The sequence below is a fragment of the Bartonella koehlerae C-29 genome (genome assembly GCF_000706625.1).
Classification (GTDB): Bacteria; Pseudomonadota; Alphaproteobacteria; order Rhizobiales; family Rhizobiaceae; genus Bartonella; species Bartonella koehlerae.
Map to the genome: position 1 here is coordinate 1,221,196 of NZ_KL407334.1, position 23,610 is coordinate 1,244,805.

General features: G+C 36.1%; 27 protein-coding genes, 3 tRNA genes and 3 pseudogenes. 16 read left to right on the forward strand and 17 right to left on the reverse strand.

Translation table 11 applies throughout. The features are described 5' to 3' along the window. Nucleotides 1-175 precede the first annotated feature (175 nt). Nucleotides 176-466: a CopG family ribbon-helix-helix protein gene (locus tag O9A_RS05210; protein ID WP_011180616.1), complete on the forward strand. Its 291-nt coding sequence runs from the start codon at nucleotides 176-178 to the stop codon at nucleotides 464-466. Beyond that, nucleotides 463-735, forward strand: a complete 273-nt coding sequence (locus O9A_RS05215; protein ID WP_011180615.1) for a type II toxin-antitoxin system RelE/ParE family toxin — start codon at nucleotides 463-465, stop codon at nucleotides 733-735. The genes O9A_RS05210 and O9A_RS05215 overlap by 4 nt, the downstream gene beginning before the upstream one ends. Nucleotides 736-739: 4 nt before the next feature. On the opposite strand, the gene O9A_RS08680 is transcribed toward O9A_RS05215, so the two are convergent. From O9A_RS08680 to O9A_RS08385, 6 genes are all read right to left on the reverse strand, one after another. Continuing rightward, nucleotides 740-1,243: a hypothetical protein gene (locus O9A_RS08680; RefSeq protein WP_011180614.1), complete on the reverse strand. Its 504-nt coding sequence runs from the start codon at nucleotides 1,241-1,243 to the stop codon at nucleotides 740-742. Between the two features lie 181 nt (nucleotides 1,244-1,424). Continuing rightward, nucleotides 1,425-1,811 (reverse strand): hypothetical protein, encoded by a 387-nt coding sequence (locus O9A_RS07750; RefSeq protein WP_082246570.1) that lies wholly within the window; start codon nucleotides 1,809-1,811, stop codon nucleotides 1,425-1,427. After that, complete coding sequence (locus O9A_RS05235) at nucleotides 1,795-3,045, reverse strand: DUF1376 domain-containing protein (RefSeq protein WP_011180612.1); 1,251 nt, start codon at nucleotides 3,043-3,045, stop codon at nucleotides 1,795-1,797. Before O9A_RS05235 ends, O9A_RS07750 begins: the two co-directional genes overlap by 17 nt. After that, nucleotides 3,035-3,514, reverse strand: coding sequence for a crossover junction endodeoxyribonuclease RuvC (locus O9A_RS05240; protein WP_011180611.1), 480 nt, complete (start codon nucleotides 3,512-3,514; stop codon nucleotides 3,035-3,037). The genes O9A_RS05235 and O9A_RS05240 overlap by 11 nt, the downstream gene beginning before the upstream one ends. A gap of 136 nt (nucleotides 3,515-3,650) precedes the next feature. Continuing rightward, nucleotides 3,651-3,995, reverse strand: coding sequence for a hypothetical protein (locus O9A_RS05245; RefSeq protein WP_245262473.1), 345 nt, complete (start codon nucleotides 3,993-3,995; stop codon nucleotides 3,651-3,653). 17 nt (nucleotides 3,996-4,012) lie between these two features. After that, a complete protein-coding gene (locus O9A_RS08385) occupies nucleotides 4,013-4,375 on the reverse strand; it encodes a hypothetical protein (protein ID WP_034459412.1) in 363 nt (120 codons plus the stop codon). Between the two features lie 84 nt (nucleotides 4,376-4,459). On the opposite strand from O9A_RS08385, the gene O9A_RS05255 reads away from it, so the two are divergent. The 9 genes from O9A_RS05255 (at nucleotide 4,460) to O9A_RS05300 (ending at nucleotide 10,218) form a co-directional block, all read left to right on the forward strand. Beyond that, nucleotides 4,460-4,798 (forward strand): helix-turn-helix domain-containing protein, encoded by a 339-nt coding sequence (locus O9A_RS05255; protein ID WP_011180608.1) that lies wholly within the window; start codon nucleotides 4,460-4,462, stop codon nucleotides 4,796-4,798. Nucleotides 4,799-5,036: 238 nt separating this feature from the next. Continuing rightward, a complete protein-coding gene (locus O9A_RS05260; protein ID WP_034459413.1) occupies nucleotides 5,037-5,411 on the forward strand; it encodes a hypothetical protein in 375 nt (124 codons plus the stop codon). A gap of 63 nt (nucleotides 5,412-5,474) precedes the next feature. After that, nucleotides 5,475-5,831 (forward strand): antA/AntB antirepressor family protein, encoded by a 357-nt coding sequence (locus O9A_RS05265; protein WP_011180606.1) that lies wholly within the window; start codon nucleotides 5,475-5,477, stop codon nucleotides 5,829-5,831. A 14-nt stretch (nucleotides 5,832-5,845) separates the two neighbouring features. After that, nucleotides 5,846-6,577 (forward strand): Rha family transcriptional regulator, encoded by a 732-nt coding sequence (locus O9A_RS05270; RefSeq protein ID WP_011180605.1) that lies wholly within the window; start codon nucleotides 5,846-5,848, stop codon nucleotides 6,575-6,577. A gap of 12 nt (nucleotides 6,578-6,589) precedes the next feature. Then, nucleotides 6,590-6,973, forward strand: coding sequence for a hypothetical protein (locus O9A_RS05275; RefSeq protein WP_011180308.1), 384 nt, complete (start codon nucleotides 6,590-6,592; stop codon nucleotides 6,971-6,973). A 441-nt stretch (nucleotides 6,974-7,414) separates the two neighbouring features. Then, nucleotides 7,415-8,194, forward strand: a complete 780-nt coding sequence (locus tag O9A_RS05285) for an ERF family protein (RefSeq protein WP_011180311.1) — start codon at nucleotides 7,415-7,417, stop codon at nucleotides 8,192-8,194. A 1-nt stretch (nucleotide 8,195) separates the two neighbouring features. After that, the gene (locus O9A_RS05290; RefSeq protein ID WP_011180604.1) at nucleotides 8,196-8,819 is read left to right on the forward strand and encodes a lambda exonuclease family protein; all 624 of its coding nucleotides are present in this window, start codon (nucleotides 8,196-8,198) and stop codon (nucleotides 8,817-8,819) included. A 110-nt stretch (nucleotides 8,820-8,929) separates the two neighbouring features. Then, nucleotides 8,930-9,178: a hypothetical protein gene (locus O9A_RS05295; RefSeq protein ID WP_034448587.1), complete on the forward strand. Its 249-nt coding sequence runs from the start codon at nucleotides 8,930-8,932 to the stop codon at nucleotides 9,176-9,178. 2 nt (nucleotides 9,179-9,180) lie between these two features. Beyond that, nucleotides 9,181-10,218, forward strand: a complete 1,038-nt coding sequence (locus tag O9A_RS05300; RefSeq protein WP_011180602.1) for a tyrosine-type recombinase/integrase — start codon at nucleotides 9,181-9,183, stop codon at nucleotides 10,216-10,218. A 56-nt stretch (nucleotides 10,219-10,274) separates the two neighbouring features. Here O9A_RS05300 and O9A_RS05305 read toward each other — a convergent pair whose 3' ends face one another. The 5 genes and pseudogenes from O9A_RS05305 to O9A_RS05325 all read right to left on the reverse strand — a co-directional run bounded on the left by O9A_RS05305 (nucleotide 10,275) and on the right by O9A_RS05325 (nucleotide 12,973). Then, entirely contained in the window at nucleotides 10,275-10,574 is a 300-nt protein-coding gene (locus tag O9A_RS05305; protein WP_011180601.1) for a HigA family addiction module antitoxin, read from the reverse strand. A gap of 18 nt (nucleotides 10,575-10,592) precedes the next feature. Next, nucleotides 10,593-10,874: a type II toxin-antitoxin system RelE/ParE family toxin gene (locus tag O9A_RS05310; RefSeq protein ID WP_011180600.1), complete on the reverse strand. Its 282-nt coding sequence runs from the start codon at nucleotides 10,872-10,874 to the stop codon at nucleotides 10,593-10,595. 512 nt (nucleotides 10,875-11,386) lie between these two features. Further along, nucleotides 11,387-11,736: pseudogene (locus tag O9A_RS07755) on the reverse strand (PBSX family phage terminase large subunit); the annotation flags it as partial. Then, a pseudogene (locus O9A_RS05320) lies at nucleotides 11,717-12,004 on the reverse strand (hypothetical protein). The pseudogenes O9A_RS05320 and O9A_RS07755, both read right to left, overlap by 20 nt. Nucleotides 12,005-12,475: 471 nt before the next feature. Beyond that, nucleotides 12,476-12,973 carry an Hsp20 family protein gene (locus tag O9A_RS05325; RefSeq protein WP_034459414.1) on the reverse strand — a complete coding sequence of 166 codons (498 nt, stop codon included), beginning with the start codon at nucleotides 12,971-12,973 and terminating at the stop codon, nucleotides 12,476-12,478. 281 nt (nucleotides 12,974-13,254) lie between these two features. Between O9A_RS05325 and O9A_RS05330 the strand changes: the two genes are divergently transcribed. The 3 genes from O9A_RS05330 (at nucleotide 13,255) to O9A_RS05340 (ending at nucleotide 16,013) form a co-directional block, all read left to right on the forward strand. Further along, nucleotides 13,255-14,157: a serine aminopeptidase domain-containing protein gene (locus tag O9A_RS05330; protein WP_034459415.1), complete on the forward strand. Its 903-nt coding sequence runs from the start codon at nucleotides 13,255-13,257 to the stop codon at nucleotides 14,155-14,157. A 1,319-nt stretch (nucleotides 14,158-15,476) separates the two neighbouring features. Beyond that, a complete protein-coding gene (gene cpdR, locus O9A_RS05335; RefSeq protein WP_034459416.1) occupies nucleotides 15,477-15,839 on the forward strand; it encodes a cell cycle two-component system response regulator CpdR in 363 nt (120 codons plus the stop codon). Between the two features lie 99 nt (nucleotides 15,840-15,938). Continuing rightward, nucleotides 15,939-16,013, forward strand: a tRNA-Val gene (locus O9A_RS05340). A gap of 237 nt (nucleotides 16,014-16,250) precedes the next feature. Here the strand turns inward: O9A_RS05340 and O9A_RS05345 are convergent. The 5 genes from O9A_RS05345 to O9A_RS05365 all read right to left on the reverse strand — a co-directional run bounded on the left by O9A_RS05345 (nucleotide 16,251) and on the right by O9A_RS05365 (nucleotide 19,493). Further along, nucleotides 16,251-16,327: transfer RNA gene (locus tag O9A_RS05345), tRNA-Arg, on the reverse strand. A 38-nt stretch (nucleotides 16,328-16,365) separates the two neighbouring features. Further along, nucleotides 16,366-16,671 carry an ETC complex I subunit gene (locus O9A_RS05350; RefSeq protein ID WP_034459417.1) on the reverse strand — a complete coding sequence of 102 codons (306 nt, stop codon included), beginning with the start codon at nucleotides 16,669-16,671 and terminating at the stop codon, nucleotides 16,366-16,368. 90 nt (nucleotides 16,672-16,761) lie between these two features. Further along, nucleotides 16,762-16,838 (reverse strand) — tRNA-Pro (locus O9A_RS05355). A 757-nt stretch (nucleotides 16,839-17,595) separates the two neighbouring features. Continuing rightward, on the reverse strand, nucleotides 17,596-18,285 hold the full coding sequence (gene hdaA / locus O9A_RS05360; protein ID WP_034459418.1) for a DnaA regulatory inactivator HdaA: 690 nt from the start codon (nucleotides 18,283-18,285) through the stop codon (nucleotides 17,596-17,598). Then, nucleotides 18,282-19,493, reverse strand: a complete 1,212-nt coding sequence (locus O9A_RS05365) for an AI-2E family transporter (RefSeq protein ID WP_034459419.1) — start codon at nucleotides 19,491-19,493, stop codon at nucleotides 18,282-18,284. Before O9A_RS05365 ends, hdaA begins: the two co-directional genes overlap by 4 nt. 155 nt (nucleotides 19,494-19,648) lie before the next feature. Between O9A_RS05365 and purM the strand changes: the two genes are divergently transcribed. Continuing rightward, nucleotides 19,649-20,734: a phosphoribosylformylglycinamidine cyclo-ligase gene (gene purM / locus O9A_RS05370; RefSeq protein WP_034459420.1), complete on the forward strand. Its 1,086-nt coding sequence runs from the start codon at nucleotides 19,649-19,651 to the stop codon at nucleotides 20,732-20,734. Further along, nucleotides 20,731-21,342: a phosphoribosylglycinamide formyltransferase gene (gene purN / locus O9A_RS05375; RefSeq protein WP_034459421.1), complete on the forward strand. Its 612-nt coding sequence runs from the start codon at nucleotides 20,731-20,733 to the stop codon at nucleotides 21,340-21,342. Before purM ends, purN begins: the two co-directional genes overlap by 4 nt. A gap of 2,043 nt (nucleotides 21,343-23,385) precedes the next feature. Here purN and O9A_RS05385 read toward each other — a convergent pair. Then, nucleotides 23,386-23,610, reverse strand: a pseudogene (locus tag O9A_RS05385) (hypothetical protein); the annotation flags it as partial.

Sequence of the window (23,610 nt, forward strand, 5' to 3'; positions counted from 1 at the left end):
GATATTTTATAATATTTATTTTTTATTTTCAATAAGATAATATTATTTATTAAAGTATATAATTAAGAATTTAAAATGGTAAGATATTCATAGCTTTTGTTTCTAACTACTACTATTGTACATGCACTAAAATGTGTTATATTATAATTACATTGTAACATATTAATGGTGTAAAATGGCTGAAACAACATTTACCTTTCGCGTTGATGATGCATTAAAAAGTGAATTTTCTCAGGCTGCAAAAGCATGTGATCGATCTGCTGCACAGCTCTTACGGGATTACATGCGTGATATTGTAAAAGAACAAAAAGAAAAGATAGCGCATGAATTATGGTTTCAGGAACAAGTCCAACTTGGATTAAATTCTGCCAACGCAGGTGATGTAATACCTTTTGAAGAAATTGAAACAGAAGCACAAGCATGGCGCTTTGAAATACAACGCAAGCTGAAGACATCAGATTCATGAAGCTCGTTTGGACACGGATAGCGCATTACGATCGTCAAAAGATACGGGAATATATCGCGCAAGAAAATCCTTCTGCTGCATTAGTATTCGACAAGCTTTTATCTAAAAAAGTAGAAAGACTCATTAGCTTTCCTAATCTTGGTCGTGTTGGCCGAATTAGGAATACGCGCGAGCTTATTGTGCGTAAGAATTATATTATGATTTATGATGTTTCTAATGGCACTATACGGGTTTTGCGCATACTTCACGCAAAACAAAAGTGGCCATAGCAAACTATATTTTTTGGTTTATCCGACATGCTGTTACGCTGTAAATTTCCTCTCCGTCTAAAAACAGGGCAGATGAGTCATGTTTTAAGTTAAGCTGCTTCCGATAGTTTTTGATCTTTTTGTTATTTTTGTATCTGCCTAACTGCTTATCAAGCGCTTCTTCTAGCTGTCTGTCTATCTCACCACCAGCTTGTGAACGCTGTTTGATATTTTCATTCATCTCGTCTATTAAAGCCTCATAACTCAAAACACTTTTAGGTACCGCACCCCCATAAATCCACGCTTTTACTTGCGCTTTGGTGCTAAAGTCCGCATTCTCAGGTATTTTGTAATACTGACCGCCATCAAATTTTTCACACTCTCTTGTACCGTCTTCATATTCGTAGAGATTATAAAAATACTCAGCGGCTCCATCTCCCCACGGCACATATCCAACAGCGGTTGCAACAAATTTTTTTTGCATGGGCTGTTTACGGTTTTTTAAGAGCAAATGTTTTAAAATGGGCATGTTTTCATCCTATATTTTACCAATAGCGTTATTTGTCTCAAATTTGACCGTATGGTGCGTTTTATGTTCCTAATGTGGTTTGTATCAAAAAAGTTCTAAATCGCGCTGTACGGTGCCTTTTTGTCGATTTAAATGCATGTCTAATCCAAAAAGATCAGCACTTCTCACTATTTTGCTGTTTTTAGGCTGCTTTTGAACTCAAGTTGCCATGAAGCTCTTCACAAGGCTTTCCTATTCTCATAAATGAGATGCGCTTGCCTCCTAAGGCTAGGTTACGACTATTTTCAACAGCTATAAACACTTTCTCAGCAGTTCCAGAAAGCCTGTTTTCTAAATCGCGACAATACTGCGCAAGATCAGCACAAGAGGGCACAAAGGTTGTTGACATGCCTTTGGCTTCTCCACGCACAAGATTTTTAACAGCCTGCAACAAAGCCCATAGCGAAATGCCGTTAAGAGCTGTGATATAAGCCTTTGCACGTGCCTCTGCATTCGAAACTTTTTGCATTGTCAAACCACCTTCAAGCACATCAAGAGCCTCTGCAATATCTTCAACAGACGCTTTCAAGGTAAGTAAGTTTTGGACTGTTTGATAAGTTGCAAAAGCTTGTTCCTCTAGAGCTGGTGTCAATTTCACGCCATCGATTAAGGTCAATGGATACTCCCTTGTGACGTATTGCGCCATCTGTTGTGCAATGTCTTGAAGTGGATTCACTAAATCCTGCTTTACGGATAAGATTACGGATTGTCTCTCCGGTACCACCACAAGTTCTTTGATCTTTTGAAAAGTTTCCATTGTTTCCACCATTGTTGTTCGTGTTTTTTGTTTTTTCTAAATCCTCGATAGCCTTTCGCACCCAGTTACGCCAGGTTGCTTGCCAATCGATTTTGGTAGCGTTTGCTCCAGATTTTGAACGCCAGTAATCTCGAAATTTTGCGATTTCAACTTTCACACGCTCTGAAGGCAAGCCCTCTGCAATGGCAAAATCGTAATCGGGTTCAAAATCCTCAGGCAATCGACAACCGCGATTAGCTTTCGCTCGTTTTGCTTTTTTCGGAATGCTTTCTTGCTCGTGACGGGGTGATTGATCTTGGGATGCGGTTTCGATTGGCTCTGATTGGCTCTCGAGATCATGAACCTCGATTGGCTCTTCAACCAAATCGTTCGTTTCTAAATTTTCAAAATCAGTTTCTTTTTTTGCTAATACGATAGTATTAGTTTTTTTATTATTACTGTTAATGTTAGTGTTATTGTTTATGTTATATATATAGGCATCATTAAGCATGTCGTAAGCATCATGCTTAGCATCCTTAAGCATACTGTTAGCATCATGCTTAACCGTTTTAGCATCATTAAGCATTGCTTTAGCATCGTTTTTATCATTGTTTTCAGTGAGTTGAGCATCATCACAAGCATCATTTGTATGTTTATCCCATCTTGCCTGCGCTGCTTTCTTTGCTCTCTCCGATAATTTCTTTGACCGAGATGCCTTCGATACCTTATCTAAGCTTTCATTAGAGTTATTGAGTTCTTCTTCAACTTTTAAACTCCATAAGCGACCATCTGCTAAACGTGTAATATGATCAGTACTCTGTAAAACATCTAATGCTTTCATAAACGTTTTTACTGAACAGCCCGTGTAATTAGCCCAGACCTTAAGATTATTCAAAAGGGGCTTTCCAGTGTAAAGCATTTGCAAACGTAACTTGATATAAACATTGCATTCAATGGGAGATAAACAAGCAAGATCAATAATCCATCTATCTGCAAACAGTCTCGTCCATGGTAATTTACTGGACATACACACCCCCTTCTTTCATTAGATATAAAATTGCCAAAGCATCTGCTTCGTTGTCATCTTTAGGTGCGTGCCCTTTTGCACACACCGCTTTAATCATCTCTTCTTTTGAGGCATTTCCTTTTCCTGTCGTTTCTTTCTTAATCGTCCCAACGGGAATGCCTTCATAAGGAATTTGGTGATGTTCACACCACGCCGTTAAGGTTGCTAACAAGCCGCCATAAACATGCGCTGCATCCGTCCCTACATGACGGCGCACTTCTTCAAAATACACCGCATCAATTCTCCTTGCTGTCATCTTCATTTCAGTAAGCCATTGTTTAAAACGTAAATAACGCATCCCACCGCCTTCAAAACGACGGGGCTGAAAATTCATGACGCCACTGAATATATGACCATCCGCACCACATATCGCCCAGCCCGTCTTGCTTCCTAGATCAAGACAGAGAATAGTTTGTGCATGAGTGATCATAATCCCCCCTTAAGGCTCTACGTATTTATATGTGTGCTATGACAGAGCGTGTAGTCATAAGTTTAAAAAAGTGGACTAACTTAATTCAGAAATACACCGCATACTTCAAACTTCACAAAACTAAGAGAAACAAATCTCACTTACTTTTTTTCTGATTTGTAGATCGCATGCATTTCTGCAAACTATCTACGAAATGTTTTTTGAAACCGTATGCATTGCTATATGCCTTTATAGACAGTGATGGTCCTAAAGCACTTTGAATTATCAAATTATCATTTTCATCAAGAGAAAAATTCCAATCAGAATTATTAAAGACAACTGTGCTGCCGTCTGGAAAATGCATTTCTTTTGTTGAATCTTCTAAAATATGAAAAGTATAATATGAACTTTGCAACACCTTTGTAGAGCTTTGTATTTTTTTATAAGAGACATAAAAACAAAGAAACATGATTATATTGGCAATAAAAAGCACAATAATCATTGCGAAATTGTCCATCTTTATTTTCTTTCTTCATATTGAGACTGCAACATTTCATTTTGTTCGCACGATTTCACCCGAAAAGTAGAACCGTTGACAAAAGAAGACGGTGGAGATAATTTTTCTTTACTCATCAAATTTTGCAAACGTTCAGAATAGAAAAAATCTTCGGGGCGCAAATCAATGTTGTGTTTACGAGCATAGTTTAAAAGCATCACTTGATATTTAGCCGGAATGATTCCGCCCTTACCTTCACGTTTTTCAAGAGAATAAGCCCATTTTCTAACCACAATAACATTACGATTAATGATATTTGCAACCTTATGATGTCCACCAAGATATGTAATTATAAGTTTCGCTGTTTCTGTATATGCTTTTATCATAGCCAATAAAATACGATATAAGGAATATTTAGTCAATACGATAAACGTATTTTTATGTTTTTTAATATTGTAAGGTTTTAAAAAATGATAAATAACTCAAGTATGGTTAAACAAAGAGAGCTAAAAATTTGGATAAAGCAAGAACTCGATAAAATGGGCCGTGGCAGTCAAGCAAAACTTGCGGCCCATCTTGGAGTACGCAGACCAGCTATATCTAATATTGTCAATCTTGATCCTAATAAGGAAATGAGAGATGTTAAAGCTGATGAGCTTGTGAAAATTATGGATTTTTTTAAAGATTCTTCACCTTTTTCCGGATTTTGTTCTGATGATTTCCTTTATTTGTATTCTCAAGCAAATGATTCTGAAAAAAAGATTGTCGAGGATCTTTTAAAATCTCTGCTCGCAGCACGAAATCTATAAAAGCTATTTTTTCACTTTCAGTTAATTTATTTAGCATTACAGTTAGTTGTTTGTTTCTTTCACGATCCAACATAAATTCCCCATTTAAATTTTAAGATAATAAATAATTATGTGGATTATAAATACACATAAATACGTTTATCGTAATTTTTTTCTTGACAATTAATTACGATAAACGTATTTTATTTTTATAAACCACAAACACACAATCGCCAAGAGGCGTTAGGGAGGGGAAATCATGGAAAAGCCAATTTTTATTCATTCCGATGAAATTTTATTAGTTGTGTATGATGATGATCAACACATTGGTCAGTCAGGACCACTTGATGCAAGCCAAGTTCAAGCAATTATTGATGAGGCAGAGGATGCAATCCAAATCCTTCGCGTAAATCCTTCTGAGAAGAGTTGTGAAGATATCTCTGAAGAGATCGCAGAAGCATATGTAGAAGAAAATATTGAACGTCTCAATGAGGATAGTGAAGTCCATTACTTTATACGTGAAAGTGATGCCTACAATAGACTTTTAGATGATTTAGCAAAAGAAAAATATAATGATGAGGTCTACGGTACTTACGAACAACAACACCGTTTGCGTCCTTGTGATGTACTTTAAAATTCTTAAGGGCGTTTGAAAAAGCGCCCCCTTTTCCCATCAATAATTGATTAGAGTAATCTTATGAACACACATGATAATGATAGTGAAGGATATCTCATACCTGAAAACGAGGCAGACAACAAAATCGGTTATGCCAAAATGGTCAAAGCCCATGTAATGCATAGGCACTTACATTTGAAACAAGATTTTTCCACTTGGTTTAACGATTGTGTTGAAAAGTTTGATCTAAAAGAAGGCGTGGATTTTGTTTTTACAAAACAAGAATGGAACAGACAGAAGATTTGTCCAAAATCTGAAATAGAAACAGATAAAACCGATAATCATTACTTCAAAATTCACGTAGCAAAGAAAATCGCTCAAGCAGAGCGCCATAGAAACTATGGCAGAATATTATACCAAGACTTGTGTTTTCATTAATTTAGGAAGTGATGATGCGAAACTTTATTACAACATCTGAAAACAATTTTCAAAACACAACAGTCCAAACTATGTCTAGCCGTGAAATTGCAGAGTTATGCGGTAAAAGACATGACCATGTTATGCGTGATATCAAGAAAATGCTTGAAGAACTTAACGCCCCCAAATTTGGGGTGGTTGATTTTAGTGGTTATTATCTTGATAGCAAAGGTGAAAGCCGCCCTTGTTATAACCTCCCCAAACGTGAATGTTTAATTCTCGTATCTGGTTACAGCACTGCTTTACGCGCAAAAATAATTGACCGCTGGCAAGAATTGGAAAAGCAAGCAATAACACCACAAATCGACTATTCAAGTCCAAAAGCTATGATTGGCTTTTTGAATTACCTACAAGGTCAAATAGATCAAAAAGACACCATCATTGAAGATTTAACACCAAAAGCCATGGCTCTTGAAAGCTTACAGCGCCATGATGGGCTCTTCGGTCTTACAGAAGCTGCTAAAATACTCGAGATGCAACCAAAACAATTCATTCAATTTTTACAGCAAAAAGGTTGGGTTTACAGACGTGCAGCAGGTGGAAATTTGCTTCCGTATCAAGACAAAATCCAAAAGCAACTGATGGATTGTCCAACCATCACGCTTCAAACCGCAAGTGGAATAGAAAAAGTCATTCCTTGCGCAAAAATCACCACAAAAGGCATTGGTGTGTTGTCTGAAGAAATCAAAAAACAAAGCATGCATTAAAAGGCAATAAGCATGGAAAAGAAATACGAACTGACTGATGAAACCACCGATATTGTAAGTTGCCATACATTGTACCGCATTCGTGCTTTAAGAGATTTTGATGATGTTAAGGCTGGCGACCTTGGGGGCTTTATAGAAAATGAAAGCAATCTCTCTCATGATGGCAATTGCTGGGTCTATGATAATGCTTGTGTTACTTGGGGTTCAAAAATTTATGACAATGCAAAAATTTATAATAACGCCCGAGTATATGGTGGTGGTCGCATTTTTGAAAACGCACAGATTTACGGAAATGCAATTGTTTATCCCAATGCAAGAATTTATGGCGACGCAAAAATTTACGGAGATTCAGAGATCTGCGGAGAAAGTCGTATCACAACAAACGAGAAAAAATAAATCATGTATAAATATGAAATTAAACCTACCTTATGTGCACAGTTAGTTGTGAGAAATACTCACAATCTAGGTGAACTTTGTATCACTATCTCTGGGTATAAAGACGAGCCTTATGTAGATACCATAATTTCTGAAGACATAATGCATGATTTTTTAGGTGAGGATAATTTTAAAACAATGATGTCATCAAATGGCTTATTGGGATTTACATATTCATATGAATGCATAGCATTTATGTGTACTGGATTTAAAATGGTCCCCCCCTATGCTAACAAAATCCTTATTTCACTTATGTATCATAACTTACGCGCACATACAGCAATATTACAAACTGATGACATCATACAGCCTATAAAATCCAAACTCTAACAACCAAACCAACTTTTAACAGATGCGTGATTCACGCCACGGGGGAATTGCGCTTCAATGGAGGAAATCAAGATGAGTGAACTCAGTATCACGCAAACTGAATTAGTGGAAAAAACAAAAGATTGTGCAATCAAAGCAACGGCTATGGATCGCATTTTAACCAGAGCTTTAGAAAACGATGTCGATATGGACCGTCTCGAGCGTCTGATCGCATTGCGGGAAAAGGAAATAGAACGACAAAACTATCAAAGCTTTGTTGCTGACCTTTCCGCTATGCAAAGGGAATATCAAAAAATACAAAAAAACGCTACAAATACCCATACCAATAGCCAATATGCTACGCTTGATCAGTACATTGATGCCATCAAGGAGACCCTTTCAAAATACCACTTTGCTTTGTTTTCTCGTATCAAGGAACAGAGTTCAGACAGCATAAGCGTAGAAATGACTTTGACGCATCCGTCTGGAAATAAAATAGCAACAGAAGGAAAATTTCCTCATGATACGAAAGGATGTAAATCAAACATACAAGCGGTTGGCTCTGCTATCACCTATGCACGCAGATATCTGTTAGGCATGCTTCTTAATGTTGTGAGTGCAGATGATGATACGGATGGGAACGTGCCTCTCACAAGTGCATTTCCGCAGCAGATCAGTGAGATCAGAACACTCATGGCACAAACCCAAACAGAAGAAACCAAGATACTTGCTTATGCCAAAGTCAACAATCTTGCCGATATGTCTGATGGACAGGCTCAAACGGTATTGCATCTTTTGAAAGATAAACGAAACAAACAAATAGCAAAAGCAGAGCAATCTCTCTCACAACAAGAACAGCAAACGGCGGTGTAACATGGAGCAAAGAACAGCAGAGTGGTTTCAAGCAAGATTAGGCAAAGTCACTGCTTCAAACATTTACAATGTGCTCAGTAAAACAGCCAAAGGAACACCTACTAGCAAATATGAGGAGTACAAAATCAAACTCATGACAGAGCGATTAACAGAGGAAATAAGCCAATCTTATCTAACACCAGCTATGCAATGGGGCATTGAGCATGAAGAGGATGCACTAAAAGAATATGCCATCATTTATGACACAGAGGTCATAAAATGTGGTTTCATTCAACATCCCACCATAGAAATGGCTGGAGCAAGCCCTGATGGATTGATTGGGGAGGAGGGTTTAGTTGAAGTCAAATGCCCACACTCCACCAAGCATCTACGCTTTTATATGGATGGCACTATCAAGCCTGAATATAAGGCACAAATGCAATTCCAAATGGCATGTACAGGACGTCAATGGTGTGATTTTGTCAGCTATGATCCGCATTTTGTAGGCAGATCCCTTCGTTTGCGCATGAAAATTAAACGTATCCACCGTGATGAGAAACAAATTGAACAGATCAATCAAGCAGTTGAGATATTCTTAGAGGAAATAGAGCAAGAGATGAAACAGATCTTGACACAAGCTGCTTGACGTTATGGGGGTGCTCTCTCCTCCCAGCACCCCCACCTTTCCTAACAACTTTTAATAAATGCGTAATTCACGCCATAGGTGAATTGCATCCAAATATAAGGAGAATAGACATGGCACATCATCCACCTACCATAACCCAACCAACCATTGCACGTGCTTTAAGAGAAGCGAAAAAACAAGGATGTGAACTCATAGAAATTAAGCCCACAGGAGAATTATTTATTCATATCAATAAAAGCATAGCATCAACAACGATAGGGAATGTTTATAGCATTGAAGATTTTCCACCGCTTGAAGATGAGAAAGAAGAATATACTACTAACCACTCCTGCCCTTCTGTTGATGGCATAAAGTTTTAGCCATGCCAAAGCGCCGTCCCCCTCATCTTGTCAAAGAAACAACACGCCATGGTAAAGTTGTGTGGTATGTCCGGATTGGTCATGGACCACGGTATCGAATTGAAGGAACCTATGGAACACAAGAGTTTGTTGACAGTTACACACTTGCCATTAAACAAGCGCAAAATGGCACCCCAAAAAGAATGACACAAACACGACTTACAGAAGGCTCGTTTGATTGGTTATTGCATCAGTATTTACAAAGCATGCAATGGCATAATCAATCAGAATCTACTAAAAAAGTGAAGTATAGAATTTTAAATAATGTATCCAAACATATAGGTAATCACGCTTATAAAAGCATAGAAAAGCGCCATATTCTTGATGCTGTAGACAGAAGGCGCGCTACTCCCGCAGCAGCAAAACATTTTTTAACTTCTTTAAACGGTCTCTTTAATTGGGCAGTTGATAATGCTCTTTTAAATAGAAATCCTGCCCTTAATATAAAAGCACCAAAATCTCTTAACAGTGAGGGGTTACAACCATGGCTAGAAGAGGACATAGATAAATACTACCATCATTGGTCACATGGTAGCCATGAACGCGTCTGGATTGATGTTCTTCTTTACACGGGGTTGCGCCGTGGTGACGCAGTTCGTATCGGCTGGAAAGACGTTAAAGATAATATCATCCATCTTAAAACAGAAAAGAGCCAATTTAAAACGGATGTTTTTCTCCCTATTTTACCAGAACTTACAGAAACTCTTCAAATTGGTCCTATAGGAGATGAAACATTCATTTGTGGTAAAAGTGGAAATAAGCTCGTGAAAGAAAGTTTTGGCAACCTATTTCGTGAAGCCTGTAATGCTGCAGGTATAAAAAAGTCAGCACATGGCTTGCGAAAATTAGCAGCAACACGTGCCGCCAATGCTGGTGCTACAGTTTCACAAATGAAAGCGCTTTTTGGCTGGACAGAAGATAAAATGGCATCTCTTTATACCAAAACAGCCGATCGGAAACGCTTAGCTATCGAAGCAATTAAAAAACTACAAAAAGGTTAGAGCAATGTGCGGCGACTAAAAAACTAACCAAAGCACCAAAAAAATTATGAACGAAATCAAAGCGACGTTTGTGGTGAATCAGAAACCAGAGGAGAAATAGGTGGTTGTGCCTGTTGCATTGTTTTCCATAAATTGTAGTTTGTTTGCATATCCAACCAAAATTTCGCTTTACTAAAACCAGCCAATTCTAATTTAATAGCAAGCTCGGTACTCATAGAAGCATGTCCGTTAATCACTCTTGAGAGAGAAGCTCTTGTCATATGGAGATGATCAGCTAACTTTTGTATTGTGAGTCCCATTTCTTCCAAGAAAGCTACTTTTAGAACTTCGCCCGGATGTGCAGGATTATGCATCATTTGTTTTCGTTCCTTTCATCAATGGTAGTCTTGATAATCAACAAGCTCCACATCTGTTCCTATAAAGCGAAAAGTAACACGCCAATTTCCATTCACCCATATAGAATAGTATCCTGTAAGTTCACCTTTAAGAGGATGCATTTTAAAGGCAGGTGCTTTTAACATTTCAGGGCATGTAGCACTCGTTAAAGCTGTTAAGATAACGCGTAATTTTTTTACGTGATCTGGTCGAATAGCTTTTGTAGAACCCGTTGTATAAAATAATTTTAAGCCCTTATGTTTGAAACTCACAATTGCCATTCGCATCCCTTATCGTATACTATTACCATACGGTCAATAAAAATAAGTGTCAAGCGTCATACTGGAAAATCTGGTTATATATTTGGTAAAATGATTGAGAATAAGCTTTTAAAAAAGTTTGGCATAAACAGAAAATAAGTTAATAAAATCACCGGAATCAAAATTCCCTCACCTTTATATAATTTATTGGTTTTATATAAGTATAACGCCCCCACCCCCTCCGCCACACCACTTTTTTATCATGCTTGTAGCTTTATAGCTTGCCAGCAGGTTTTGTATATTTTGACACCAAGTTTGTGCCAATTTATTTTTTTCAAAGGGTTTTTAAGGGGTTCTCAAAGGGTCTTCAAAGGTCATTTAAAAATCCTTTAATGAATCTTTTGTCTTCTCTTAAAGGTCGCAATTGGTAATGATCAGTTCCTTAGCGGAAACTGCTTTATTGGAGGAATTAGAAGAATAAGTGGTTCTCACCTCTTTTAGGGTAAATTGGCTAAAAGTTTTCCCTATCTCTGGCTGGCTATATTGCGGTCTAGTCCAGAAAACTGAAAAGAAATACGACCATCAATGGACTTAATCGAATACTCCCCAATTTTGTAATAGTCCTTTTAAAAGTCATGGGCTTCAATGGCGCGCTTAATCTCTTCCAATGAACTTTCTGTTAGAGAATTTTGAAACTGAAATGCACAAAGGATGACCCCTGATATTCCCCCATACCAAATTGATAACCTTTTAAAGCCGCAATCAAGGCAAAAGATCTTGTCTTTCCAGACCCCGTCCACCCCATGCTACACGTGCAGCCGCCTTACCTGCAAAACAAAATTGGTATAAGCTTTGGTACAATCTTAATCTGTCGTGTTGTCATGAAGCAAAGGCGCGATTTCCACGCGCCCTACCATCTTAATCGCTCCCCCATCCTCCCCTGTCACTTGCAAAGGCAACACTTTACCAAGCAACGCTAAATAAGCCGCAAAACATTTAAGTGCTTGCTTTTCCAGATAAGAGATTAACCCCTCACTGCCATACTTACTCCCTGCCCGTTCAGCTGCTTTAAGCACTGACTCTTTGAGAATAAGTTTTTTTTTATTTGGTACACCTTTTGTCTACCTTTGACCTGCTGCCTTTGGTGGCATTTTTTTTGATCAAAACATTTCTGAAAAGCATTCAGAGCAATCCGCAATGAATTACAAGATATGGTAGCACTTGATCTTCTACAACAAGATATTGTAAAGCAGCATTAAAGATTATACTGTTTATAGAGGCACTGTGCCTCTCTTATTTGATATAACTCTCATTTAACAGCAAAAACGTACATAAAAACAACAAATTATAAGCTATTCCTGCCTAATCCTACCCTTTCCTATTTGGTACAAAACCTCGTGTCAAACTACAATAGCTATTTTTAAAAACCAAATAATTGTTCTACAATACATGCAAAACACTTTAAAAATTGAAACCACTCCCCTCAATGTAGAATCATATACGAAACATCACCATCTGAGTTTGGGACAAACAGCTTTTATTTAAACAGCCTGTTCTTTGAAAAGATTTAAAAACGCGAGACAAAAGTCTCGCGTCATCTTATTCTTTAAAAAAATTTTTAATTATTCAGTTGTCTCATTTTCTAAACTTACTTTACGCACACTATGATCGTCACTATTTTTTACAATAGATGGCGATGCCTGCACAACTATCTTTTTTGGCTTTAGTTCAGCTGGCATTTCTCTTTTAAGCTGAATATGAAGAAGGCCATCTCCAAGTTCTGCTCCAATAACCTTAACATGATCAGCCAAATGAAAACGCCGTTCAAAAGCACGCGAAGCAATACCTCGATAAAGAAATTCTCGTTCTTCATCGTCATTTTCAGGTTTTCTTTCACCCCTAACGATTAGCTGATTGCAATGTGTTTCGATATCAATCTCATCCTGAGAAAAACCAGCAACAGCCATAGAAATTCTATAAGAATCCTCAGTTAAACGCTCAATATTGTACGGTGGATAAGAAGAAACATCATCAGGTTGTGTTCTAGAATCAAACCAATTAAAGAGATGATCAAAACCTACTGTTGAACGATAAAATGGTGAAAAATCTACTTGACGCATAATATTGCCCTCCTTTAGAGCGACTATAATTGACTCACAAAGTTCCCAAATGGCAAACCTGCCCGTGAACCAGCGATCCCAGAGTGGCGACCGCACTATTTATCTGGTAATTATTCCGTTTTATTTCAACTCTTTTGTGTTCCAATTCGTAAAAATATACAAAAACAACATAACTGTTTCTTAACCCTTCATCATCATTATATTAATTAATATAGGAATATGAGTTCTCTTCTCATCTCATTTTGCAGTAAATTGCAAAAACACAAGACGAAGGATGTCAATTGGAAAAGCCTCTTTATCCTCCAAACTTGGGAATCCCTCCTGCTAATATTCATAATAGCCACCTTAAGATAGCCACTGATCGCAAAATTCGTTTTGCGATAACACATCCTGAAATAGAAAAATCCAAAGGAACAATTGTTATTCTTGAAAGCTATGCAAATACTTTAGAGGAGTATTTTTTACCAATGAATAAAATTTCCAAACGCGGTTTTTACACAGCAATATTTGACTGGTTTGGTCGAGAAGGATCGCAACCTGATAAACAAAAACAAAGACGACACAATTATTTTAATATTAACAATGATATTAATGACTTAAATAAATTTCTTAAAAATGTTGTTTATCATAATTGTCCACCACCTTACTACATGCTGGCCTATGGTATGGGGGGACTGATAGCTCTTAGTGGATTGGATTTCATTAACCATAAGTTTAATAGAATGCTTTGCATTTCTCCTCTTTTTGCTCCATTTGGTAATAAAACAAATGGCTTTCAACATAAATTAACACAATTTCTTTCTGATATAGGACTTGGATTTTTACCAGCGAAAGGCGGAAAAAAATTAAAACAAAAAAGTACGCAATTTTTGCGCATCAATGAAGAAGCTTTATCCCCTGACTTTCTTATAAAGCGTCCGACATCTCGATGGATGGCATCAGTACTCAATACAATTGATAGCATGAAAAAAAATATTCTTAATGGGCATTTACAAATTCCAACATTATTTATTCTTGCCAATCAAAACAATATTGCCAACAACATTGAAGTACGACAATTATGCCAACATACACATCTGACAGACAGTATTACAATTACAGGTGCCGAACTCGATACCATCATGCATGAAGAAAATTACCAAAAACAATTTTGGGTTGCTTTTGATGCATTTATTCGCGAATGAAATACACATAAGATCACAGTTTTAACAAGACCATAATTTAAGACCATAAGGAATAAATAGAAAAATACATGAAAAAGATCTTTAAATAATTAAGTGTTATAACTCTGTTAATTATAACAAGATGTTATTTAGAGATAACGCTCTCTGAAGACCTAAGCGAAAAAGTTAGGCGTAAAAATGTGATTGTGGTAGAAAAAGATCTCTTAGAATCTGAAATACCAATTCCTTATAATACTGCTCCAAAATCAAACATCTAAGCTTTACTAAATATTTTCCATTGAATCTGTAGAATTCATACGATTTTCCATGAGAAAAAGGACGAATTAGAGTGGTAAAGTCAAGAAATTTCTCTTTTATCAGCCTAGTACTGTTATTCCAAAACGAAGCACTAAGAATCGCTTAATAAACTTTTATAAGAAGAAAAGAACGTAATCTAAATGCTGAATTTAGGATTTTATGTTGATCATGAAACAACATCTTCATATTCTGTTCGCTTTTGCATAAGCGTGCGAGACTATATTACAATGTGAAATAAAGGACTTACCTAAATTCAAAATAAAAATACACATACAATCTTTTATTTGATAGCAGCTGTACAACTCTTATATCCATGGAAAATTTTTTCACAAAATGTCAATCACCTTGTTACAAACTCAAGAGGGGTACACTTTCTAAAAAATCAACCAATTACCTATTTCAGAACGCAAATGTAATAGTTCGATAAAGTTAATCTCCATTTGCAAAAATAATAATGATCGACAAAGAAATTTTAATATAACATAATATAGCTACCAAAATCAAAAGAGAAAAAATTCTATTCCTGAGTCTATTACAAAAAAAATTATTTTATCTCATAGGAAAATATATTTTAGCAGAAGAGTCTGTAAAATGAACTTATTATGTTTACAATGTAGATTGGTAAAAATATACAAAAAATGAGCAACTATAAAACTCCGTCCTGCCCATTCATTTCTCAAAAATAACGAATCAATACAACACTCGCCCCATTCCCTATAGAAAAAAGCTCTAAAATATTTCTAAAAGCTATTTCCTAAAATACCGATCAGAATGAAAGAAATCTAAAAGAAATAGAAGCAGAGATTAAAATGCTCATACATATAATTTCTTTCAATATTACATACATTTCGAATTTAACTAATGAACAACTAATACTGTATACTATCAGACAAATAGATAAGAATTAACCATTTTGCCATTCATTCCAATTATGAGCATTTTATCACTTTTTTTATAAATACTCTATATTGTATAATCAATGAAGCAAAAACTCTGACGAATGGAGTAATTGGAACATAATCATGAAAAGAATCCTGCTCGCAGAAGATGATGACGATATGCGCCGTTTTCTAGCAAAGGCTCTAGCACGTGCCGGTTACGAAGTCGCCGATTTCGATAATGGTGCTAGTGCCTATGCACGTTTACAAGAAGAACCATTTTCTCTTCTCCTTACTGATATTGTGATGCCAGAAATGGATGGGATCGAACTGGCACGACGTGCCACTGAAATTGATCCTGATTTACGAGTAATGTTCATTACAGGCTTTGCAGCAGTTGCACTCAATTCAAATAGCGATGCCCCTCCTGATGCAAAAGTGCTTTCTAAACCCTTTCATTTGCGTGATCTCGTGAATGAGGTTGAAAAAATACTTATAGCTGCTTAAAGGCGATATTTTTCTAAATTATTCACGGCTGATTAAAGAAAAAATTAAATTAGGCATTGACGTTTGTAATTCTATGTGGTGTATGCAACCTTATTGAAAGGGCGTGTAGCTCAGCGGGAGAGCACTACGTTGACATCGTAGGGGTCACAGGTTCGATCCCTGTCACGCCCACCAGGTGTTTTATACATAAGTGTAACATACTGATTTTATATATTTTTTAAGATGCGGGATGCATATATTAAAGCGCGTGTTTTTGGCGAATTTCTTCTAAAACCTTTTTGAACCCTGCTACTCTGTTGTAAAAATATTCAGAATTCTAACAACTATGCTAACTGTTTCACCACTAAATGGATCAAAAAATTTTATTATACAAAGCCTTCTTCAAGAGTCCTGTTGGCTCTACTTAAAATATGGCGATCCCGACAGGATTCGAACCTGTGACCCACGGCTTAGAAGGCCGTTGCTCTATCCAGCTGAGCTACGGGACCAACTTATCATTTTCACAATATAAAACAACACCATTAACTCAATGAGTCCAAGATTGCAGCCGATCACTGCGAAAATTATCAGAATAAGAAACAGCACGCCGAATCGGCTTATGTGTATTTTCTACACGATAAGGAATAGCATTCTTGCGCGCAAAAGCAACCGCTTCTTCTTTCCTATTAAAGCGGATTCTCACCTGATTATTTATGTCGGATGTAGCTGTATACCCCATAAGAGGCTCAAGCATTTTTGCTTTTATTGGCTCATATTGTAAAATCCAAAAACCCGTATTGCCTCTACCGGACTGCATAGCTGTCTTCGCAGGACTATAAATACGTGCGATCATGCTTCCTTTTCCTTAGATTAAACAACGCTTAAATGATAATTTTTCACCACACGCACCCAATTGGGCCATTCTCTTACATCACACCAGACATGGTCGGAGCGATAGGATTCGAACCTACGACCCCCTGATCCCAAATCAGGTGCGCTACCAGGCTGCGCTACGCTCCGCCATTTACGTTTACTTGATGCATATTCCCTAAAATTTTCACAACAGAAGTGCAAGAGAAAAACACATTTTTTTTTAATTTTGTTGCATTTCTTTACAAGAAAGAGATTCTAAAAATTTTTCTCTGCTAAAAAATAACTGACAGAAACAACAAAAACAATACCCACAAAAGGCAAAGCCCTATCTCCGTAAACAAAGCAACCAACTTCTATATAAAACTTGCAAATTTCCCCTATTGTTTTGAGAAAACTTTAATGCCATCAGCAACATCTAGCAGATATAATTATAGCAACGAAAATGGTCTGAGAATCATAAAAAATTCTTAAAGAGCATAAAACTGTAACATCCCCACGTTGCAGATATAAAATCTAGCACGCATCACAAACCATTAATCACAACCGACCCTCCGATGCTGACAATTATTATTACTTTTTGAAAATTCTGCACTTTCCTAACTCTCTCACTAGTGGATAAATTAAAAAACAAGCATTTTTGCATTCAAGTCATAAAAACCTCGTTACAGAAAAAAGAAAGAGTCCTCCTCAGTCGAATCGCTTTGGAAAAGTTAACAAGCCTGTATAAACTATGAGAAGAGAGCAACGTCATAAATTAAAAGCTTACAGTCATTCGAACAATGAGCACCTTTAAAAAGAGAAAAATGCTCTCACGTGGAAAAATAAGCAAACGAAATATCCTTTTTTACCTACCTTCAACAGATGTGGCAGAAATAAAAAACTTAAATTATGCTAAAAACAGTTTTCACTGAACTTGCATGTTAAGAACTTCACCAATAACGGCACGCGTTATTCTACTTTTTCTTTGTAACGCCAACCGATCAACAGAATCAATAACACGCTTCAACGAAAACAAAGAACGCTCACAACGATTTACAAGATAATAAACAGTATCCGGATGAACAGTAATCTGCCTATCAGAAAAAAGTTTAAAAGCAACAGCTGTTAGTAATGCTTCATCGGGCTGATTGATCGCAACTAACATAACCGAATTAAGGCGACTTTTGAGATCATTTAACTTTAAATTCCATGCTGAAGGTACTGTACGTGACGTCATCAACAAAGTAGCTTGACACGTATCAAGATTTGCTTGCTTAATGCTATTAATTAAGTGAAAAAGCCCTGTCTCACTGATTTCACCTGAATCAATATCCTCGATTAAAAATGATCTGCCTAAAGAAGCCACAGAAATAGCTTGATCGATCTCATTGCGATGAAGTTTTAAAGCATCCGCTTTCTCAGCCCATACGCTAGAAAAGTGAGTTTTCCCAGATCCTTCTTTTCCAACCAAAACTGCAATAGGTAAAATCCAATTCGGCCAATGATCAATAAGCTGAAAAGCCATACGATTGCTTTCTGTTACCACCAAGTCATCAAATTGAAAAATCGGATTATAAGAAAAATTCAAGGGTAATTGTGTTTCACGCTCATTCATTCTAGCGGCTCCGAATTTCCACTTCGCGAATACATCTGAGAATTAAGATAAGTATGAAGAGCAAAACGAACTAAAACACCAACAGCAGCCGCCGCAGGAACAGCAATAAGCATACCAGTGAAACCAAAGAGTGAAGAAAAAGCAAAAAGCGCAAACATTAACCACACCGGATGCAGCCCCACTGACGAACCCACAAGCTTTGGTTGAAGAATGTAACCTTCAATAAATTGACCAATTAAAAATATAACCATAACAACAATGATCCAACCCCAATTATTTGGATAGAATTGGACCCAGGCAACACCAACAGAGAGTACAAAACCACTCATTGTACCAATATAAGGAACAAAACTAATAAGGCCAATAAACATACCAATTAAAAGACCAAAATTAAGCCCCGTGATGGTTAAACCAATAGCATAATACCCCCCCAATATTAAACAAGCTGTTCCTTGACCACGAACAAAGCCAGCGATAGCCCTATCCATCTCATAAAAAATACTGCGAACAGTTTCAAGATGATCCCGTGGTATCAACGAATCAACTGCTGTAACCATACGTGGCCAATCCAATAACATATAAAACGCAACCACAGGTGCCACAACAAAGAGACTGACGATATTCACGAGAGATTTTCCTGATTTCAAAAGTGAATTCAAAAGAGATGTAATAAAATCAGAACTTTGTCCTAAAAGCCCTTTAATATTACTCTGTAATTCATTTGGATCACTTCCAAAATAGCGTCTGACCCAATCAAAATCATGTTCAACGAAAAAAGTTTGAATACGATTAATATAAACGGGCAATCCATCGTTCATAAATTGCTGTATTTGCCAACTGATAATAGGAATCAAAATAATTAAAGCAGCAACAAAAAACACAACAATAAACAAAGTAATCAGAATAGTACCAAAAACGCGACGAATACCAAACTTTTCAAGTAATTGAACAATCGGATTAAGAAAGTAAGCCAACACAATCCCTGCTACGAAAGGAAGCAAAATTGATCCAAAAACAAGCATAAAAAGAATGAAAAAAACCAAAGCACCAAGCCAGAAAAAAATTTGTTTTTTCATATTATTCGGTAATGGTACTTGAGTATAAGCTGGCACATAAGTTTGGTAAATATCGCGGGATCTATTTTCACGAACTTTCTTCTTCATAATTGGCAAAGCAGAATGATCGCTGTTATCTGATATCTTATTCATAAAATATCCTAAAAAATTCTTCAAAAAAATTATAAACTTCTTTTACATAGGCCACAAGCAAAGTCGTTTATTTTCTTATCAATATCTCTTGCAGAGATGACCCTATCATGGCATTGCATAATATCAAAACCTAATTTCCTATAAGGAAAGTTCCAATGAGCAATCAAGATCTCATAAATGATAAATCTAAGAATGGTCTTACCTACGCAGAAGCCGGTGTAAACATCGATATGGGTAATGCCATGGTAGAAAAAATTAAACCCTTCATACGCGCAACAAAACGAGCAGGAACAGATGCAGAAATCGGCGGCTTTGGCGGGCTTTTTGATTTAAAAGCAGCAGGATTCACTGATCCCATCCTCGTAGCGGCTAATGACGGCGTGGGGACAAAACTAAAAATTGCTATTGAAGTAGGTATTCATGATACCATTGGTATTGACCTGGTAGCCATGTGCGTCAATGATTTACTCGTACAAGGTGCTGAACCTCTTTTTTTTCTCGATTATTTTGCAACTGGAAAACTTGACCCCGAACAAGGTGCGGCTATCGTTTCTGGTATTGCAGCAGGATGCCAGCAAGCAGGTGCAGCTCTTATTGGCGGAGAAACTGCAGAAATGCCTGGTATGTATGCGAAGGGAGATTATGACTTGGCAGGCTTTGCTGTAGGAGCTACTGAACGTAGTACATTATTACCTTCAAAAGACCTTGCAGAAGGTGATATTATTTTAGGTCTTAGCTCATCTGGAATTCATTCGAACGGTTTTTCTATTGTCAGACGAATCGTTCAACAAAGTGATCTAAAATGGGATGATCATGCCCCTTTTAATCCCCAAATGAATCTTAGCACAGCACTTCTCACACCAACACGCATTTATGTAAAATCTCTCTTGCCTATTATAAAAAATTACAAAGGAATCAAAGCTCTTTCTCATATTACGGGGGGTGGCTTTCCTGAAAATATTCCCCGCGTACTTCCCTCATCCCTCTGCGCTGAAATTAATCTTTCTGCCATTCATGCTCCATCAATTTTTTCATGGATTGCCAAACAAGGAAAAATAGAGGAGTTAGAGATGCTAAGAACATTTAACTGTGGTATTGGCATGATCATGATCGTAGCACAACATGAGATTGAAAAAATTATTCAAGAACTTGAAATGCAAGGAGAAACAGTTACTTTACTCGGCAAATTAACAAAACGCCAAAACAAAGGAATTACTTTTAAAGGTGCACTTCATTTATGAAAAAAAAGATTGTTGTTTTTATTTCTGGCAACGGCTCTAATATGGTTGCTCTGGTTAAAGCAAGCAAACAAAAAAAATATCCGGCTGAAATCACCGCAGTTATTTGCGATAATCCTCACGCTAACGGCATTGAAAAAGCACGTGACAATCATTTGCCCATTCGTATTATTGATCGTAAGAATTATCCAACTAAAGAAGTATACGAAGAATCTATCTTTAAGGTTTTAGCTGAATATCAGCCGGATCTTATCTGCTTTGCTGGTTATATGCGCCTCATCTCAACCCGTTTCGTAAAACTCTATGAAGGAAAAATTTTAAACATTCACCCTTCTCTTTTGCCTTCATTTAAAGGTCTAAAAACACATGAACGAGTTTTACAAGCAGGTGTTAAAATTACTGGTTGCACTGTTCACCTTGTTACAGAAGATATGGATTCAGGTAAAATTCTTGCCCAAGCAGCTGTTCCAGTGTGCCCTAATGATACAGCTGATAGCTTAGCGCAAAGAGTTCTCAAGGTTGAACATAAACTCTACCCAGAAGCTTTAAAAGCATTCATTGAAGGAAACAAAAAAGTGACAGATGCTCAACAACAACTTTTATCTTTTTAAGCACATAAACGAATAGATTGCTGCATTATAAAAACTCAATTTATTCTTCAACTCCTACATTTTGAGATCTGTAAGAATTTTGTCATGATGAAATAACATTATTGATTTATAAAGATAATTCATAGTTTTACAACTTAAATATAAACCTCGAATATATAATAGTAAGATTCTTTCGTTTTAAATTCTCTTATAATGAATCAGGGAAAACATTCGATTACACATTATAGTGCGATTGGCATGTAAATAAAAACCGTTTTAGAAAAGAAAAAATATGCCACTTATGAAACTGTCTAAATGCAAAAGTATTCACAATATTAAAGGTGTAAAATATAATTATAGTAATAATTTTATTTTTATAATTATAAAATTAATAGTAGTTAATAGATTCTGCATTATAATTTTTATAAACACTGTTATAAAATAGAGTTAGAAGTAATAAGAGATATTTTAAAAAAAAGTCACATGAATAGCAAAACAATGGCGTTTTGTTTTACATGAAAGACGCTTACTTATCAAAAAAAGAAAGAAACAAAAGCGTGAGACAATGCGTAATTCCCATTACTTAAAACATATTTCTTTAGATACTTTTAAAAATCGCAAAATCAAATTAAAGGGTAATAGTAAAGATGAAAACTGGTTTGCGCTTTTACAACTCTACATTCTATCCCAATTAGACTGTCTCTCCATTTCAGATATTACCCAAACAGATATACGTAATATTCTCGTTTCAATTTAGAGTACAAAAGCTCGAACATCTTATAAAGCTCTTGATCTATCTTAATCTCTATTTCAAACGTACTGCTACCTTAAATTTAGTTGATTTACAAGCAATAGAAAAAACTTTATTAAGAATAAAAACGCCATAAAATGCAAAGCTTGCCAGCTATGAATTAGAAGAAAGTTCCCAATTTTTTTATAAAACACTAAATGAAATAACAAAATTTATACATTTTGCTTTATGTTTTCTTATGCTTACAGGCGTTCACACAAGTTTCTTATGTCATAAATAAAAATCAGACTGAAGAGGATATATGGACTTTTCTCACTAAAGATATGAAAGAAAAGCATGATTCTACAACAGAGTTTTGCATGCCTTTATCATCATAAGTACTAAAGATCATTCAGCAAATTCATCGTCTTCCCAAAAATGATTTTATTCTTTCCTCTTCCATTCGTGCTCCTTTCATATTCAGTCATGGAAAAGTGTATCAATGAAATTGAGCTTGAAGCATATCCGCATAGGTTTCAATCTAACTTACGGGAGTGGTTACTTACAGGAGTGTTTAATAGAAAAAATAATACCTCTATGAGATCTCTGAAACCACCCTAGAGCATTGTATTAGAGGGAATAAAGTAACCGGATTCATCGTCGCACAGACTTTTAAAAACAGTACTGTGTCTTTATGGATAAATAAGCATCTGATGTAACAAGAAAAGGTGAAGATAAAGGATAAATAATCCCATTGTCTGTGAACAACTTTCTCTCTCTTTTCTCTCATTCATTGTCTAAAAGAATTATAAATGTCCAAACTGATAATTATAGCATAAAACACTTTTTTTATCAATAAACCCACCTTTAATAATAATAAATATGATTGTTGACAATTTTTTGCATTAAAAGAATTTTCTTATGTCTAAAATCGTGAGAATGCAAATTGGCTTCATATGAACATTTCAATATTCCACCGTAGTGACCAATGAATTGATCACTATAAAAGCCACCAAAATTTGTTTTTATCACGTTGATCACAATCTTATGAATGTAATCAAAAAAGCTAAAACGCAATGTCAGAGTGACATGGTATAAAAAGCCTTGTCAATATATGGAATAGACAAGGCTCTCTAGTTTAACAACAATTTTAAAGTAGTAAAATCTCACTCCACAACGAAATATTCCAGGATAGAAATGCTATATTATGAATAACACACAAAGCATGATCAGTGCATTTTTAAGATACTTCAATAAAATTTTTCATTGTAAACTGAATGAATACGAATTTTTTATATCAACTCATACTTTCCCCCAAACAACATAGTCAGTCTTTATTTCTTTTTTCCTACTTTTCCCAATAAATCATTTTCAGCTGCTTTATATCCTAAAAACGTTAAAAATGACATCCATCCCCCCACTCCTAACATTATCATCAACCCTGTAAAAGTTATTACTAGTACCTTTTCAACTTTTTCTTCTGAGAAGAGATCTGTTTCCTTTCCAATACTTGCTTCAGGAGTCAACATGAAAGGAATATTAACTGCTTGAATAAAATG